We start from the raw sequence: 16,453 nt of genomic DNA, 5'->3' as shown, positions 1-16,453 counted from the left end.
GTGTGCCACCGCCCGGATGGCCACATCCGGACAGGCCGGGATGGTCGGAATGTGGCCGTTTCGGGGGCCGATTCGTGGTGTGCCGCTGGCCCGATGTGATCGGTAAGGCGTAAGCTGACGCCATTCCCGCTGTGGTATCCGAAACGTCCCAGCGGGCAGCGACGAAAGGGCCGGAGCGATGGGCGGAAAGCGCGGCGCCGGCATCGGGGACGCCATCCGCTGACCCCGCCCCCACGAGCCGCGGGTCCCGGCCCATCCCCCCGAGGCCGGGACCCGCATCCATGTCCGGCGCGCCCGGTCAGTCCGCGGACGCCGGCGGGAGGGCCACCTGGATCCGGGTGGTGACGCCGCCGGCGACGAAGAGGCCGCGGCCGGTGGGGCCGCCCAGCGGCGCGTCGCCGGGCAGGCGGAGACCGAACAGCTCACCGTCGTCCGGGGAATCGACCGACAGCAGGACGCCGGAGCGGGAGCGGCGGACGCCGGAGAGGAAACCACGGCCACCGCGCCCCAGATCGCCTGTCGTGCCGCCGACGACGACCGCGTGCTCGCCTTCACGGGCGGTGCGGAGAACATCGAGGAGGGCGTCGTCCAGGCCGGTCCCGTCGAGGAGTTCGGCGTCGTCCACCACGACGGCGTAGCGGTGCTCGTCGCCGACGGCCCGTTCGAGGTCACCCGCGTCGGGACCGGACGTGAGCACACCGAGGACACCCGGCCGGCCCGACAGCAGGCGCAGTGGCGAGCGGCGCGGCGTGACCAGCACGACCGGCACCAGGCCGCCGCCCACCGCCGGATCGAGCAGCGAGTGGACGATCGTCCGCAGCGTCGTGGAACGCCCGGACCGGGGCGGGCCGGCGACGGCGAACCCCGGCCCCTCGTTCAGCAGGTCGACGCCGACCGGGGCGAGCATGTCCCCGCCGACGCCGACGAGGGCCCACAGGGCCGACGGGGCGAGGAAGTCCGGATCGAGCGACATCGCCTCCCGGTAGGTGACCCTGACCGGCAGCTCGTCCACGCGCAGCGGGCGCCGTCGGCGTGGCAGCCGGCCGTAGCGGGACACGCACGCGCGGGCGATCTCCTGGAGGACGGCGACCTGGGAGCCGGCGGACGGATCGTCTCCCAGCAGGGCGATCTGCGACTCGCGGGGCGGTGCGCCGGGGGCGGTGGATTCGAGCGCCCGCCCGGGCGGCATCGCGGCGGGGATCCGCGTGTCGTGGAGGCCATCGTGGCCGTGGTCGTCCGGGCCGCCCATGCTGAGGACGAGGCGGCGGTCGAAGACGGTGGAGATCTGCCCGCCGAGGCCGGAGTGGTCGCCGGTGAACACGGCGCGGAGGCCGGCGGCGGCGCCCTCGCGCAGCAGCCGGACGGCCTGGTCGACGAGCCGGCCGTGGTCGTGGTGCTCGAACGCGCCGAGGAAGCCGTCCCAGCCGTCGAGAAGGAGCACCATCCAGGGGAGGCGGTCGGTGGCGGCGACGGCGGCGCGCTGCTCGGCGAGGGACGCGAACCCGGCCTCGGCGAGCAGCCGCCGCCGGCGTGCGACCTCGGCGGTGAGGGCGGTGAGGAGCCGCTCGCAGCGGTCGGCCTGGTCGCGGGTCACCACGGCGCCGCAGTGCGGCAGGGAGATCAGCGGGACCAGCGCGTTCGCGCCGCAGTCGATCGCGTACAGGTGCGCGTCGTAGGGGGAGCAGGCGCCCGCGAGGGAGCCGGCGATGGTGCGCAGCGCGGTGGAGCGCCCCGACCGGGCGGACCCGGCGAGATACAGGTGCCCGCCGGACGCGAGGTCGAGCGTCAGCTCCTCGCGGCCCTGGACGGCGGGCAGATCGGTGACGCCGAACGGGATCGGCGGGACGTCGACGACGGAGCCCCCGGCGGCGGTGCGGGGTGCGAGCGCGAGCCGCTCCGGCAGCGGGTTCAGCCAGGGCGACGGCTGCCGGGCGACACCTGCTCGGCGGGCGGCCTCGTCGATCGCCTGGACCAGGACGCCCAGGTCGGTGGCCGGCGCCTCGTCGTCGGCGGGCTCGCGGGGGCCGGGCAGCGGGTGGCCGAGGCCCTGCCAGGGCATGGGGTGGACGGTCGGCTCGCTAGAGGCGCCGCCGGTCCCGGGCCGGCGGCCGACGACGCGCGCGGTCTGGACGGCATGCGGTGACGACGTGCCGGAGCGGATGTAGCAGCGTCCAGGCGTCGCCTTGGAGATCCGGGCGGCCTCGGGTGAGTCCAGGACGCCGGTGGACTCGTCCGGGTCGGCGACGCGCAGCGCGACGCGCAGGTCGCTGCCGGCGCGGACGTCGGCGGTCACGTCCTCGGCGGGTCGCCGCGTGGCGAGGATCAGGTGGACACCGAGGGACCGGCCCCGGCGGCCGATGTCGACCAGCCCCGCGACGAAGCCGGGCAGTTCGGTGACCATGGCGGCGAACTCGTCGATGACCAGCACGAGACGCGGGACCGGCGGCAACCCCGGCTCGGCGGGACGCAGGTCGTTGTAACCGTCGAGGTCCTTGGCACCCGCGTCGAGGAGAACCTCCTCGCGGCGGCGGAGTTCGGCCGCGAGCGACTCCAGCGCGCGTTCGGTGGCGTGACCGTCCAGGTGGGTCACCATGCCGACCGTGTGGGGGAGTTGCGCACAGTCCTTGAACGTGGTGCCGCCCTTGTGGTCGATGAGGAGGAACGTCATCTCGTCCGGCCGGTTCGCTACGGCAAGTGACGCGATGAGCGTCCGCAGAAGCTCCGACTTGCCCGCGCCCGCAGTACCCGCGACGAGACCGTGGGGCCCGTCCGTGCGCAGGTCGATCTCGTAGAGGCCGCCTGAACTCAGCCCGATGGGCACCCGGGTGGCACGCCCGCCCGTCCGGCTCCACGACCGGCGGACGTGCTCGGCGGTGGGTTCCGGCATGTCGAGGAGGTCGAGAAGCCGCACCTCGGCGGGAATCGGGTCTCCGGCGTCCTCGCGGGACACGTCCCGGAGGGGGGCCAGCGCCCGCGCCACCCGGTCGGACCAGGTCACGGACACCTGGTCGGCCAGCACAGGACCGATGGATTCCAGCCCCTGCCCTTGAAGCCGGATCATCGAAGGTTTCCGCGGGTCCCATGTGGCGACCGCGTCGCACTCTTCGGGGAGCAGGTGCTCCTCGTCTTCGATGCAAATGGCGTAGAGGCCGTATTCGGCGCCTCGTGAAAGGAGCATCGGCATCCCCGGGATGCGACGCAACGCGCGCGCGCCGTCCAGCACGATGAGGACGTTGTAAGGGACGGACTCGGCGCTTTCCGCCGCGCGCCGCCGCTCCGTCACGCGGATCGCCAGCTCGGTGACGCGGTGCGCCGCCGATTCGGGGTCGGTGCCGACGAGCGCCACGCAGTCCTCGCCCTCGCGCGGCGCGCAGTGCGGCAGCCAGCGCACCCAGTTCCACTCGTCCCCGGCGTGCCGGTCGGCGGACAGGACGACGATGGCCAGATCGCGCGGGCTGTGCAGGGCGGCGGCCTGCGCGACCATCCAGCGGGCCAGGGCCCGGGACGCGTGCCGCGGCCCGGCCAGCCCGACGACGCCCGGCTCCGCCAGCGGCAGCGCCACCGGGACCCGCCGCGCCACCGGGACCTCGATCGGGGTGTCGCCCATCAGCTCGATGCGGGCGGGCAGGTCGGCGAGGCCGAGCCGCAGGTGCAGGACGTCCGGGTCGTCGCGGCGACGTTCCCACAGGCGGCGCCGCGGTCCGGTCGCGGTCAGCAGCACCTCGGCGGGGTCGGGATGCAGCGCGCGGCGCTCGGCCTCGTCCTCGCGCTGGAGCCGTTCCAGCTCGCCGCCGAACTCGCCGGCCTCCCGGTGGTACTCCTTCAGCGCCTTCTTGTACGACGTGCGTCCGTGCGCACCGAACAACCGGAGCCGCGGATTCGGTTCCGGACGTTCCGGGATGGTCAGCGTCCGGCGGCGCCCCGGCGGTCTCGGCCGGGGCGGACGGTCGAACGCGAGCCCGCCCTCCGGCAACGGCTCAAGATGGGTGTCGGGGGCCGAGCTCTGTGCGAGGATCAGCACACTGGATCCGACCGAGAGCATCGCGCCCATCGGCCATGTGGTCTTCGCGCCGAGCGGCGTCCCGTCCAGCGCCGCGGCGCCTTGCATCGTCATCGCGGACGCCTCGACCTGGACGGCGTCGCGACCGACCGTGATCCGCAGCGACCGGGCCGGGACGGACGGATCGTCCAGCACCACGTCCACGTCGCCGCCGGACCCGATCGTGCTGACGCCGAGGCCGAGCCGGTGCACCGATCCGGCCGCCGGGCCGCCGGCGACGCGCACCTCGACCAGCCCGGTCGGCTCGGCGAGCACGGTGGCGGCGGCGCCGCTCCGCTCGACGGCCACGACGGCGCCGTCCCGCAGTTCCTTCACGGCGAGGGCCTGCGGGTCCAGCATCCGGCCGTTCATCCAGAGGGCCCTGTGCGTGCCGCCCCGGGAGCGCAGGGCGCTGCCGGAGTAGCGCGGCGCCGGGAGGAGGGGGCGTCCGTCCAGGATGGCGGCGAGCGACCGGGCGACCCCGTCCACGGTGACCTCGGAGTCGGCGTTCAGCACGACGTCGCGGGGACCTTCGCCGGTCAGCGCCGTGAACGAGATCCGCATCCGCTCAGCTTAGTTACCCGCGCCCCGCGCCACCCGGGATGCCGCGACGACGGTCCTGAGAGCGCCGTCCATCGGCGTCGGAGCCATCCCGAAGGTGGACTGGAAGGCGGAGGAGTCCAGGACGTACGGGCTGTCGAACTGGTACCTGGTCTCGCGCAGCGCCTTGGCCATCGGCGAGAACAGCCCCGCCGCGACGAAGACGGCGCGCGGCACCTCGAAGATGCGCGGGGCCGGCGCCCCGGCGATCCGGCACAGCCGCTCGCCGACCTCCCGCGTGGACACGGCCGGCCCGGTCGGGACGTGCCAGGGCCGCCCCCACGCGCGCTCGTCCGTCCCGGCGATGGCGAGGGCCTCCGCGACGTCCGGCAGGTACGTCCAGGAGTGCGGGATGGACGGGTCGCTGAAGTACGGGACGCGCTTGCCCGCCAGCAGCGGCCGCACGAACCGCGTCTCCCCGACGTATGCCTGGTCGGTGCTCCCGGGGCCGTAATAGTCGGACCCCCGCAGCTCGGTGGCCCTGATCCGTCCCGCCTTGTGCGCGGCGAGGGCGTCCTCCCACATCTTCGCCCGGACCCGTCCCTTGACGCCGGTCGCGGCGAGCGGCAGGTCCTCGGTCATCGGCCCGTCGACGGGCCCGTACCCGTAGAGGTTGCCCAGGATCACCAGCACCGCGCCGGTGTCCTCGGCGGCGCCCAGGAAGGACGCCGCCATCGGCGGCCAGTCCTGCACCCAGCGGTGGTAGCGCGGGTTCACGCAGTTGTAGAGGGTGTCGGCGCCCTTGGCGATCCGCGTGATCCGCGCCTGGTCGGTGACGTCGGCCGCGATGCGCTCGACGCCCTCCGGTCCCGACCCCGACCGGGTCACGACGACGACCTCGTGCCCCTGTTTGGTCAGCCGCTCGGCGAGGTGCGCCCCGACCTGCCCGGCTCCGACGATCACGTGCTTGCCCATGGTTCTCTCCTCGGTCGTGAGCCTCGTTGTCTCAGTGCTCTGTTTCGAGAGCAATGCTCTCCTTTGAGAGCGACCATGTCAAGAGCAGTGCTCTCGATTCAGTGCGTCGCTCTGCTAGGATCCGGCCATGAGCGCTGGTCGTACGGCACGGGAACGGGTCCGAGCGGAACTGACCCGGGAGATCACCGAGATCGCGAAGCGGCAGCTGGCCACCGAGGGCGCGGCGGGGCTGTCGCTGCGCGCGGTCGCCCGCGAGATGGGCATGGTCTCGTCGGCGATCTACCGCTACTTCCCCAGCCGCGACGACCTCCTCACCGCGCTGATCATCGACGGCTACAACGCGGTCGGCGAAGCGGTCGAGCGCGCCGAGGCCAAGGCCGGGAACGACGACTACGCTGGGAGATGGCTCGCCGTGTGCGGCGCCGTCCGCGCCTGGGCGCTCGCGCATCCGCACGAGTACGCGCTGCTGTACGGGACGCCCGTCCCCGGCTACGAGGCGCCGCAGGACACCGTCCCCGCCGCCTTGCGCGACACGATCGTCCTCGCGCGGATCGTCGCCGAGGCGCACGCGGCGGGGGCGCTCGACCCCGCGGGGCCGTGCCCGCCGACGCCGCCCTCGATCGCCGCCGACATGGCCCGCGCCCGCGCCATGCTCCCCATGGACGCCCCGGACGACGTCATAGCCAGGGCCTTCACCGCCTGGGCCGCTTTGTACGGGACGGTCAGCTTCGAATTGTTCGGGCAATTCGACAACGTGATCGAGGAGCGGGACGCTTACTTCGACCACACCATGATCCTCCTCGGCCGCCTCGTCGGCCTGTAGCCCCCGCCCCGGGCGGCGTCCGGAACCGTCCACGATAGGGTCAGTGACGCATGTGACTGGTGGTAAGTAGTCATGTGGCCGATGAATTCGCAGGTCATCGCGGTGTGCCGGGATATGGGGCGGCTTCACTCCACCGAATCCATTGACGTGGCCTCACCGCCCCCGCAAGCATGGATCGCTCGGTGACGTGGAAGATCCCGCGCGGCGGGGTCCGCGGGAGGGCGGGAAGGAGCGCGTGGGCAGCGCGATGAAGTCCAACCAGTCGACCATCTCGGGGGGTGGCGCGGCGGGCTCGTCCGGCGGGACGGCGGGGCTCGGCCGGTCCGGGCTCGGCACCTCCGGCGGGCAGCGGCTCCCGGCGTCCCCGCGCGAGCGGAAGCCGGCGCTCGCCGCCCTGGCGGTGCTCCTGATCCTTGGCGGCGCCCTCGCCAGCGCCTATCTCGTGATGGCGAGCGGCGAACGGGTGTCGGCGATCCGGATCGCGCAGCCGGTCGCGGCCGGGCAGCGCATCCCGCCGGGCGCCCTCGAAGAGGTCCAGGTCGGCGACACCGGGATCCAGTACCTCAGCTGGTCGGAACGGGAGAAGGTGACCCGGCATTTCGCGGCCGTCCCGCTGGTGAAGGGCGCGCTGCTGACCAACGGCATGATCAGCCCGCTGGACACCCCCGCGAAGGGGCGCCTCGTCGTCGGCCTCGCGCTCAAACCGGGCCAGCTGCCGGCCGGCGGGCTCAGCGGCGGCAAGCACGTCACCCTGTTCGCGGTCGGCGGCACGACGGACGGCGGGCCGCGCGCCGGAACCGTCCTCGCGCAGGACGCGATCGTGCTGAACGTCGGCACCGGGGACGCCGGCGGCCCGACCAGGCTCCGGTCCGAGCTGACCAACGTGGACGTCGCCGTCCTCCCGGCGGACGCGGCGCAGGTGACGCAGGCGGCCTCCGCCGGGACGGTCGCGCTCGCGCTCATCCCGGACGGGACGAAGGTCGCCGTGCCGCCCGCGAGCCCGCAGAAGCCGGCCAAGCAGAACGGCGGCACCGGCGGTGTCGAGCCCGTCCCCAGCAGCGGCCAGGGCACGGGCGGCACCGGCACACCGGGCCCAGGTACGGGCGGTAACTGACGGTGGCACTCATCGCGCTCGCGGCCGACAAGGGGGCGCCGGGCGTCACGACCGCGGCGGTCGCGCTCGGCGCCGTGTGGCCGCGCCCCGTGCTGGTCGCGGAGTGCGACCAGGCGGGCGGCGACCTCGTGTACCGGCTGCCCGCCGCGGCCCCCGCGGACGGCGACGCGGACGGCGGGATGCTCAACCCGTCCCGCGGGCTGCTCAGCCTCGCCGCGACCGCCCGCCGCGGGCTGCGTCCCGACCAGATCGCCGAGCACTGCCAGCGGCTCGTCGGCGGCCTCGACGTGCTCGTCGGCCTCACCAACGCCGAGCAGGCGCAGGCGATGACGTGGCTGTGGGGGCCGCTCGGCCGGGCGTTCGCCGGCCTCGCCCCCGTGGACGTGATCGCCGACTGCGGGCGGCTCGGCGCGGGCAGCCCGCTGATCGAGCTGATGCGCGAGGCCGACATGGTCGTGCTGCTCACCCGCGCCACCCTGGAGCAGGTCGCCCACCTGCGTGAACGCGTCGCCGCGCTGACGTCGGAGCTGCGCGGCGGCCCGCCCGTCGGGGTGCTCGTGCTCGCCGACCCGCGCGACTACCGCGGCTCGATCGCCGAGGTCGACCGGATCCTCGCGGGCGTGCGCAACCGGGCCCTGGACACCGCGCAGGGGCCCCCGCCGCCGGACGTGACCGTCCTCGGCGGGCTGGCCCTCGACCCGAAGGGCGCCGACCTGCTGTCCGGAAGCTGGGGCGGGCGGCTGGACCGCTCGCTGCTCATCCGGTCGGCGCGGGAGGTCGCGGGCGAGCTCGCCGGGCGCCTCCCGGGGGCGCCCGCGGGGCGGCGGGACGTCCCGCCGCCGGCACCGCCCGCCGAGGCGCCGCCGCCGTCCACACCGACGTCCGCGCCGCCCGGTGCCCGGCCGCCGCACGTCCCGGCCGGCGGCGGAACCGAGGAGGGGAGGCGCTAGATGGACCACGGCCTCGTCAAACGCCTCCGCCAGGAGGTCGGCGACCGGCTGGCGCAGCAGCGCCGGCTCGACGCCGCGAACGGGCTGGCGCAGATGTCCGGTGAGGACGAGCGGCAGTTCGCCCGCGCGCTCATCGGCCAGGTGCTGGAGGAGTTCGCGCGCGGCGAGATCACCTCCGGGCGCCGTCCGCCGAACGCCGAAGAGGAGGAGGCGCTCGCCGCCGGGGTGCACGCGGCGCTGTTCGGCGTCGGCCGGCTCCAGCCGCTGCTCGAAGACCCCGAGATCGAGAACATCGACATCAACGGCTGCGACCGCGTGTTCATCGGCTACGCCGACGGCCGCGAGGTGATGGGCGAGCCGGTCGCCGAGAGCGACGAGGAACTGGTCGAGCTGATCCAGATCCTCGCCGCCTACAGCGGGCTGTCGTCGCGGCCGTTCGACACCGCGAACCCGCAGCTCGACCTGCGGCTCCCGGACGGCTCGCGGCTGTCGGCCGTGATGGACGTGACCGTCCGGCCCGCCCTGTCGATCCGGCGCGCCCGCCTCGGCAAGGTGTTCCTCGCCGACCTGGTCGGCAACGGCACGCTCACGCAGGAGATCGGCCACTTCTTCCGCGCCGCCGTGCAGGCCCGCAAGAACATCATGATCGCGGGCGCGACGAACGCGGGGAAGACGACGCTGCTGCGCGCGGTCGCGAACGAGATCCCGCAGCACGAGCGCCTCATCACCGTCGAGCGCGCCCTCGAACTCGGCCTGGACGCCTTCCCCGAGCTGCACCCGAACTGCGTCGCGTTCGAGCAGCGGCTGCCGAACTCCGAGGGGCAGGGCGCGATCTCGATGGCGGAGCTCGTCCGCCGGTCGCTGCGCATGAACCCGTCCCGCGTGATCGTCGGCGAGGTGCTCGGCGACGAGATCGTCACGATGCTGAACGCGATGACGCAGGGCAACGACGGCTCGCTGTCCACGATCCACGCGAACTCGTCGGTGGAGGTGTTCAACCGCGTCGCGACCTACGCGATCCAGTCGGAGGAGCGGCTGCCCATCGAGGCGACCCACATGCTCATCGCGGGCGCGATCGACTTCGTCGTGTTCATCGAAAAGCAGAACGACTACGCCTCCGGGGGGCGGCTGCGCCGCTACGTGTCCAGCGTCCGGGAGGTCACCGGCGTGGACGGCCGGGTCCTGTCGTCGGAGGTGTTCGCGCTCGGCCACGCCGGGTACGCGGTGCCCTCGGCGCCGATCGCCTGCGTCGCCGACCTCGCGGAGCACGGCTACGACCCGTCCGCCGGAGGTGCCTGGTGACCGGGGGGAGCGGATGATGTACACGCCGGACATGCTCCTCGCGGTCCTCATGGGCGCGGTCACGGGCGGCGGGTTCCTGCTGCTCGCCGTCGCGCTGCGCGGGCTGCCGCCGCGCGCGAAGCCCGCCCGGGGCCGCAGCCGCGAGGACCTGGTCCGCACCCTCACCACCCGCACCGCCGTGGCCGTCATCGTCGGCGTCGTCGTGCTGATCGTGACGCGCTGGCCGATCGCCGCCGCCGGGACGGGCGCGCTCGTCCTCGCCTGGAACGGGCTCGCCGGCGGCGCCGCCGAGGAACGCCGCGGCATGGCGCGCCTGGAGGGCCTCGCCGGCTGGACGGAGTCGCTCCGCGACACCATCGCCGGCGCCGTCGGCCTCGAACAGGCCATCCCCGCCTCGCAGCGCGCCGCCGCGCCCGCGCTGCAGCAGCCGCTGCGGGGCCTCGTCGACCGGCTGCACACCCGCGTTCCGATGCCGGAGGCGCTGCGCCGGTTCGCCGACGACATCGACGACCCGTCCGCCGACCTGGTGATCGCCGCGCTGATCCTCAACGCCAAGCTCCGCGGCCCCGGCCTGCGCGACATGCTCGGCGCGCTCGCGAACTCCGCCCGCGCCGAACTGGACATGCGGCGCCGCGTGGAGGCCGACCGGCGTGCCACCCGGCGCAGCGTCCGGATCGTCGTCGCGGTCTCCGTCGGGACGGCCTTGGCCCTCGCCGTGTTCAACCACTCCTACGTCGAGCCGTACGACGACGTCCTCGGGCAGCTCGTCCTGTGCGTCGTCGTGGCGCTCTACGGGGCCGCGTTCCTGTGGCTGCGCCGGCTCTCGCGGTACGAGCTGCCGGGACGGTTCCTGAGCGAGTCGCGCAAGGCCGTCCAGCCCGGCGTGCCCGGCGAGGTGCCGAGCACGGTCGCCGGCTGGCAGGGCAAGGGCGCCGCCGACCAGGGCAAGGGCACGCAGGAACTGCCGCTGCGCGGCCGCCACACCATGGACGCGGGAGGGGGGAGCACGCCGTGAACGGTGCGATGATCGCGGGTGCGGTCGTCGGCCTCGGCCTGTACGTGCTCGTCCGGGCGCTGTTCCCGCCGCGTCCCGGCCTCGCCGCGCGGATGGCCGCGCTCGACGCCGCCCGCCGGCGCGACCTGGAGGAACAGCAGGCCGGCCGGATGTCCCCGACGCTGGAGCGGGTCGGCGGCATGCGCGCCCGGGTCGGGCGGGAGCTGGCGCGGTTCTATGAGTCGCGCGGCTGGCGGCTGCGGTCGGTCCGCGCCGACCTCGCGATCACCGAGCGGTCGCTGGAGGCGTTCCTCGCGACGAAGTTCCTGCTGCCCGCCGCCGCGCTGCTGTTCATCCCGTTGATCGTCGCCTACTTCACGCTGCTCGGGCTCGGCTCGTCCGTCGCCGTCCCGGCGTGGATCTGCGTGCTGTTCGCCGCGCTGTTCTTCTTCTTCCCCGACATGCAGCTCCGGCAGGAGGCGCAGTCCCGGCGGCAGGACTTCCGGCACGTCGTCGGCGCATTCCTCGACCTCGTCTCGATGAACCTCGCCGGCGGACGCGGCGTCCCCGAGGCGCTCATGACCGCCTCGAACGTCGGCGAGGGCTGGGCCATGCACCGCATCCAGGACGCCCTGGCCAACGCGCGCATCACCGGGCAGACGCCCTGGCAGGCCCTCGGCCGGCTCGGCGAGGAGCTCGACATCGCCGAGCTGCGCGACCTCGCCGGGGCGCTCGCGCTCGTCTCCGACGACGGCGCGCAGATCCGCAAGTCGCTCGCCGCCCGCGCCGCGTCGATGCGCAGCCGCGAACTGTCGGAGCTGGAGGGCAAGGCCGGTGAGCGCTCCCAGTCGATGCTCATCGCGCAGCTGTTCCTGTGCGCCGGCTTCCTGATCTTCCTCGCCTACCCGGCGCTCATGCGGGTGCTCGCCTCATGACGTCCCGTACCCGCCCGTTCGCCCCCCTGGAGGTTTCACGATGAATCCGCTCAATCCCCTGAACGACCCTGCGATCGTCTACCTGCGCGCCATGGTCGGCGCCCGGCTGGCACGGCTGCGGTCCGACGAGGAGCGCAGCCGGGGCGCGTCCGCGATCGAGTGGGCGATCATCACCGCGATCCTCGCGCTGATCGCGATCACGATCGGCGCGGTGATCCAGAAGAAGATCCAGGACAAGGCCAACAGCATCAACACGGGCTGACCGCCATGCGGTCCAGCGAACCCGGTCTCAAATCCGATGCCGGAGCCTCGTCGATGGAGTGGGCGCTGCTCACCCCGATCCTCATCCTGGTGATGCTCGTCGTCGTGCAGTTCGCCATGGTGTTCCACGCCCGGCACGTCGCGCTCGCCGCGGCGCAGTCGGGCGCGCGCGTCGCGCGCACCTCCCCGGTCGGCGGCGGGTGGCAGGGCGCCGCGACCACGAAGGCGGCCGGGAGCGTCCGCGAGATCGGGCCGGACCTGCTCAGCGGGCTCCAGGTCACGGCGGGAGAGGACAACGACGAACGCTGGGTCGAGGTCAGCGGGGAGGCGGTCCAGGTCGTCCCGTTCATGACGTTCCACGTGTCGCAGCGCTCGCAGGGGCCGATCGAGTGCTTCCGCCCCGACGTGGGCGCGGGAACGTCCTGCCAGCGGGGGGCCGGGCAATGAAGGTCCGTGGCGTCGTGCCCGCCGCCGAGCGCGGTTCGATGTCGCTGGAGATGGTGCTCGTCACGCCGATCTTCATCGCGTTCCTGCTGTTCCTCGCCGGCGCGGGACGGATGGTGGACGCCAAGAGCCAGGTGGACGGTGCCGCGCGGGACGCCGCAAGGGCCGCGTCCATCGCGCGCAGCGCCGGCTCCGCGCAGGGCCTCGCCGCCGACACCGCCGCCGCCGGCCTGCGGGGGACCGACTGGTGCGCGGGCGGCCCCAGCGTGCAGACCGACGTGTCCGACTGGGGGCCGGGCGGACGCGTCGGAGTGACCATCACCTGCGACGTCGACCTCGGTGACCTCGCGTTCATCGGGCTGCCCGGCAGCAAACGGCTCCAGGGCCATGCGATCGCCCCCGTCGACACCTTCAGCTATCGCGGGACCGACGACGTACCGGGAGACGAGCCATGACGGCCGGACGGGACCGCGGCACGAAGGCCGGACGGGGCCGCGGCACGGCGGGCGGGCGGGACCGCGGCACGATCGCGATGTACACGGTGCTGTTCACGCCGGTCGTCCTCCTGCTCGCCGGGCTGCTCGTGGACGGCGGCCTCGCCATCCACGCGCGGCAGCGCGCCGCTGACATGGCCGAGCAGGCGGCCCGGGCCGGGGCCGACCAGATCGACACCGACGAACTGCGCGAGACGGGCCGGCCCGTCATCGATCCGGGTCGGGCCCGTGCGGCGGCGTGCGACCTGCTCGCGTCCTACGGCGACCAGGTCACTTCGTCCCAGTGCGACGCCGACGAGCAGGAGGTCGCCGTCACCGTGCAGATCAGCGTGCGGCCGCAGCTTCTCGGGATCATCCCCGGCTTCGGCGAGTTCCACCTGACCTCCAGCGCGACCGCCCGTCCCGTCACGGGAGGCCCGGGGGGAGACAACCCGTGAGGTTCCGCGAGAACGGATCTACGATGAGGACGACGTCCGGGGACCGGCGAACGGCAGGGGCGCGATGGTGACGCGGCAGCGGCAGAGGACGCCCGTCCGGGTGAACGGGCATCGCAGCGCGGGCGACGTGCTGGCAGGGATCGGCGCGCTCATCGCGCTCGCCGCGCTGATGGTCGGCGTCCCGTTCGCGCTGCTCACGATCTTCGGTTCACCGCTGCCGGACCATCTGCCCTCGGCGTCCGACCTCACCCACCGCGTGGGGCCCGGCTCGCTGATCGCGATCCTCGTCGCGCTGGTGTGGCTCGCCTGGCTCCAGCTCGCGGTGTGCGTGGTCGTCGAGGTGTACGCGGGGATCCGCGGCGTCGGGGTGCCCGCGCGGGTGCCGCTCGCGGGCGGGACGCAGTCCCTCGTGCACCGGCTCGTCGTGGCGGCGATGCTGCTGTTCACCGCGACCACCGCGATCATGCCGGCGTTCTCCGGCGGCGGGCTGTCGCAGCGCCCGGCGGCCGTGCAGCTCCAGCCGCAGTCGCAGGAGTTCCAGCGGCTCCCGGACGCGCCGGAGCGTCCCGCCGCCGAGCCGGTCGCCGTGGAGCTCAGCGCGAACACGGTCGAGAAGGCGGCCACCACCAAGATCTACCGGGTGCATCCGCCGGAGGGCCGGCACCACGAGAGCCTGTGGGAGATCGCCGAGAAGTGCCTGGGCGAGGGACGCCGCTACAAGGAGATCTACTCCCTCAACAAGGGGCACATCCAGCCGGACGGGACGCGGCTCACGATCGCGAGCCTGATCCGTCCGGGCTGGATCCTGGAGATGCCGGCGGACGCCAAGGGCGCGCAGGTCGTCCCCGTGAAGGACCTCGACGAATACTTCCGGTACGGGCACGCCGTCCCGGAGAAGCCCGCCAAGCCGGAGAAGCCGCAGCAGCCCGCCCCGCCGGAGGCCCAGCCGCCCGCGTCGCAGCCCCCGGCGTCGCAGCCTCCGGCGTCACAGGCCCCGCCCACCACACCCAAGCCGTCGGTGTCGCAGCCGCCCGCCTCCCAGCCGCCCGCGTCACAGCCCCCGGCATCGCAGCCTCCGGCGTCCCAGGCTCCGCCCGCGGCGTCCCCGGCGCCCGCACCGCGGCAGAGCGAGCCGCAGAAGTCCGAGCCGCAGAAGTCCGAGCCCGCGCACCCGCCGGCGCACGGCGGGCCGTCCGGCGAGATGGGCGGCGACGCCGGCAGCGGCGGCGCCGAGGTCCCCGGCAAGGGCGCGCAGCACGAGGAGACCGGCGGCACGCTGGACATCGGCTGGCCGCACGGCCTCGCGGCCGCGTCGCTGCTCGCCGCCGGGCTGCTCGGAGTGCTCGGCCGGCGCCGCCGCGCCCAGATGTGGCGGCGCGCGTTCGGCAACATGATCGTCCGGCCGCGGGGGGAGGCCGCCGAGGCGGAGCGGGCGCTGCGGGTCGGCGCCGACGACGACGCGGTGAAGCTGCTCGACCTCGGGCTGCGGCACATGTCGAAGTCCATGGCGGCGGGCGGCCGGGCCATGCCGACCGTCTACGGCGTGCACCTCGGACGCGGCTCCCTCGACCTGTGGATCGCGCCCGCCGACCGGAACCCGCCCGCCCCCTGGCAGGCGTTCGACGACGGCCAGGTGTGGCGGCTGCACGGCGACGCGCTCCCCGGCCTGGAGGCGTCCGACCTCGGGGAAGTCCTCGCCCCCTACCCGGGCCTCGTGTCCATCGGCACCAACGACAACGGCCGCATCCTCGTCGACCTGGAGGCGGCGCACGGACTGATCGCGCTGCGCGGACCCGAGGACACCCGCCGGGCCGTGCTGTCCGCGGTCGCGCTGGAGCTGGCCACCAACCGCTGGTCGGACCACATGCGGATCACGCTCGTCGGGTTCGACGGGGAGCTGGGCGAGGGCCTCGCGGAGATCGCCCCGGACCGCGTCCGGTCCGTCCCGACGCTCGCCGACGCGCTGCCCGAGCTGGAGGGACGCAGCGAGGAGGTGCGGCAGGCGCTCGCCGCGTCCGGCGTCGACTCCGTGCTCACCGGACGCTGCCGCGGCGTGTTCGGCGAGGCGTGGATGCCGCACTACCTGATCATGGCGGACCGGCCCGCCGAGGCCGAGGCGGACCGGCTCGTCGCGCTCGCCCGCACCGGCACCCGGATGGCCGCCGGCTACCTCGTCCCCGGCGACGTGCAGGGCGCCACCTGGACGTGGGACGTCGACGACGCCGGGCGCCTCCAGGCCGGGGTGCTCGGCTTCGACGTCGACGCGCAGCTCGTCCAGGACGACGACTACCGCGGCGTGTTCGAGCTGTTCCGGACGGCCGGCCGGGTCGAGTCCGTCGAGCTCCCCGGCCTCACCGGCGGCGCGGAACCGCCCGCCGCGCAGGAGTCGTCGGTGGACGTCCGGCTGCTCGGCCCGATCGAGGTCGACGCGCCCGGGCCGATGGACGAGAGCCGCCGGGAACTGTGTACCGAGCTGCTGGTGTACCTCGCCGCGCATCCGGAGGGCGTCCACCCGACGGTGCTGTCCGGCGCGATCTGGCCGCGGGGGGTGAGCGCCGGGGTCCGCGACGCGTGCGTGGCCCGCGTGTCGGACTGGCTCGGCCGGGACGCGCGGGGCCGTCCCAACCTGTACTACGACGATCGCGGCCGGATCAGGCTCGGCTCCGAGGTGCGCGTCGACCTGAACGTGTTCCGCTGGCTGGTGTGGCGGTCGGCGGCCGAGCCCGGGTCCGAGACCGCCTACATGGCGTACGCGCTGGACCTCGTCCGCGGCCCGCTCCTCGCCGACCGGCCGCGCGGACGGTACGCCTGGCTCGCCGACCACGACCTGGAGTACGAGGCGCCCGCGCGGGTCATCGACGTCGCGCACCGCCTCGTCGTGCTGCGGCTGGAAGAGGCCGACGCCCGCGGCGCGGTGAGCGCGGCCCGCGCCGGGCTGCGGCTCGCGCCCGAGGACGAGGGCCTCTGGCGCGACCTGCTCCGCGCGACCCACGCGTCCGGCGACGTCGCGCAGGTACAGGTGGTCGTGGACGAGTTGCGCGCCCGCGTTGGACGGGACCCGCTGTTCGACCGCCTCCAGCCCGAGACCGAGGCGCTGGTCGAGGAGCTCCTCCCCGACTGGCACCGCGTCGGCTCGCACTAGCGG

13 protein-coding genes are annotated in these 16,453 nt (G+C 74.3%); 11 read left to right on the top strand and 2 right to left on the bottom strand.

Translation table 11 applies throughout. From position 1 onward, the window contains the following. Positions 1 to 298: 298 nt before the first annotated feature. The gene (locus ACQPXG_RS41060; RefSeq protein WP_433464545.1) at positions 299 to 4,603 is read right to left on the bottom strand and encodes an FtsK/SpoIIIE domain-containing protein; all 4,305 of its coding nucleotides are present in this window, start codon (positions 4,601 to 4,603) and stop codon (positions 299 to 301) included. Between the two features lie 9 nt (positions 4,604 to 4,612). Continuing rightward, on the bottom strand, positions 4,613 to 5,554 hold the full coding sequence (locus ACQPXG_RS41055) for an NAD-dependent epimerase/dehydratase family protein (protein ID WP_433464544.1): 942 nt from the start codon (positions 5,552 to 5,554) through the stop codon (positions 4,613 to 4,615). A gap of 127 nt (positions 5,555 to 5,681) precedes the next feature. Here ACQPXG_RS41055 and ACQPXG_RS41050 point away from each other — a divergent pair, with 127 nt between their 5' ends. The 11 genes from ACQPXG_RS41050 (at position 5,682) to ACQPXG_RS41000 (ending at position 16,450) form a co-directional block, all read left to right on the top strand. Then, positions 5,682 to 6,377: a TetR/AcrR family transcriptional regulator gene (locus tag ACQPXG_RS41050; RefSeq protein ID WP_433464543.1), complete on the top strand. Its 696-nt coding sequence runs from the start codon at positions 5,682 to 5,684 to the stop codon at positions 6,375 to 6,377. 235 nt (positions 6,378 to 6,612) lie between these two features. After that, positions 6,613 to 7,491: a hypothetical protein gene (locus ACQPXG_RS41045; RefSeq protein ID WP_433464542.1), complete on the top strand. Its 879-nt coding sequence runs from the start codon at positions 6,613 to 6,615 to the stop codon at positions 7,489 to 7,491. A 2-nt stretch (positions 7,492 to 7,493) separates the two neighbouring features. Beyond that, positions 7,494 to 8,441, top strand: coding sequence for a hypothetical protein (locus ACQPXG_RS41040; protein ID WP_433464541.1), 948 nt, complete (start codon positions 7,494 to 7,496; stop codon positions 8,439 to 8,441). Then, a complete protein-coding gene (locus tag ACQPXG_RS41035) occupies positions 8,442 to 9,743 on the top strand; it encodes a CpaF family protein (RefSeq protein ID WP_433464540.1) in 1,302 nt (433 codons plus the stop codon). Between the two features lie 13 nt (positions 9,744 to 9,756). Beyond that, positions 9,757 to 10,758, top strand: a complete 1,002-nt coding sequence (locus ACQPXG_RS41030) for a type II secretion system F family protein (RefSeq protein WP_433464539.1) — start codon at positions 9,757 to 9,759, stop codon at positions 10,756 to 10,758. Then, positions 10,755 to 11,672, top strand: a complete 918-nt coding sequence (locus ACQPXG_RS41025; RefSeq protein ID WP_433464538.1) for a type II secretion system F family protein — start codon at positions 10,755 to 10,757, stop codon at positions 11,670 to 11,672. The genes ACQPXG_RS41030 and ACQPXG_RS41025 overlap by 4 nt, the downstream gene beginning before the upstream one ends. Before the next feature lie 40 nt (positions 11,673 to 11,712). Then, a complete protein-coding gene (locus tag ACQPXG_RS41020) occupies positions 11,713 to 11,934 on the top strand; it encodes a Flp family type IVb pilin (RefSeq protein ID WP_433464537.1) in 222 nt (73 codons plus the stop codon). A gap of 53 nt (positions 11,935 to 11,987) precedes the next feature. After that, entirely contained in the window at positions 11,988 to 12,380 is a 393-nt protein-coding gene (locus ACQPXG_RS41015) for a TadE/TadG family type IV pilus assembly protein (RefSeq protein ID WP_433464536.1), read from the top strand. Then, a complete protein-coding gene (locus tag ACQPXG_RS41010; protein ID WP_433464535.1) occupies positions 12,377 to 12,832 on the top strand; it encodes a TadE family protein in 456 nt (151 codons plus the stop codon). Before ACQPXG_RS41015 ends, ACQPXG_RS41010 begins: the two co-directional genes overlap by 4 nt. Further along, positions 12,829 to 13,308, top strand: a complete 480-nt coding sequence (locus ACQPXG_RS41005; RefSeq protein ID WP_433464534.1) for a pilus assembly protein TadG-related protein — start codon at positions 12,829 to 12,831, stop codon at positions 13,306 to 13,308. The genes ACQPXG_RS41010 and ACQPXG_RS41005 overlap by 4 nt, the downstream gene beginning before the upstream one ends. A 64-nt stretch (positions 13,309 to 13,372) precedes the next feature. Continuing rightward, positions 13,373 to 16,450, top strand: a complete 3,078-nt coding sequence (locus tag ACQPXG_RS41000; RefSeq protein WP_433464533.1) for a hypothetical protein — start codon at positions 13,373 to 13,375, stop codon at positions 16,448 to 16,450. Positions 16,451 to 16,453 lie beyond the last annotated feature (3 nt).

Origin of the sequence: Spirillospora sp. CA-128828, from assembly GCF_050945415.1 — a bacterium.
Taxonomy (GTDB): Bacteria; Actinomycetota; Actinomycetes; order Streptosporangiales; family Streptosporangiaceae; genus Spirillospora.
This window is presented reverse-complemented; position numbering and strand designations above follow the sequence as displayed.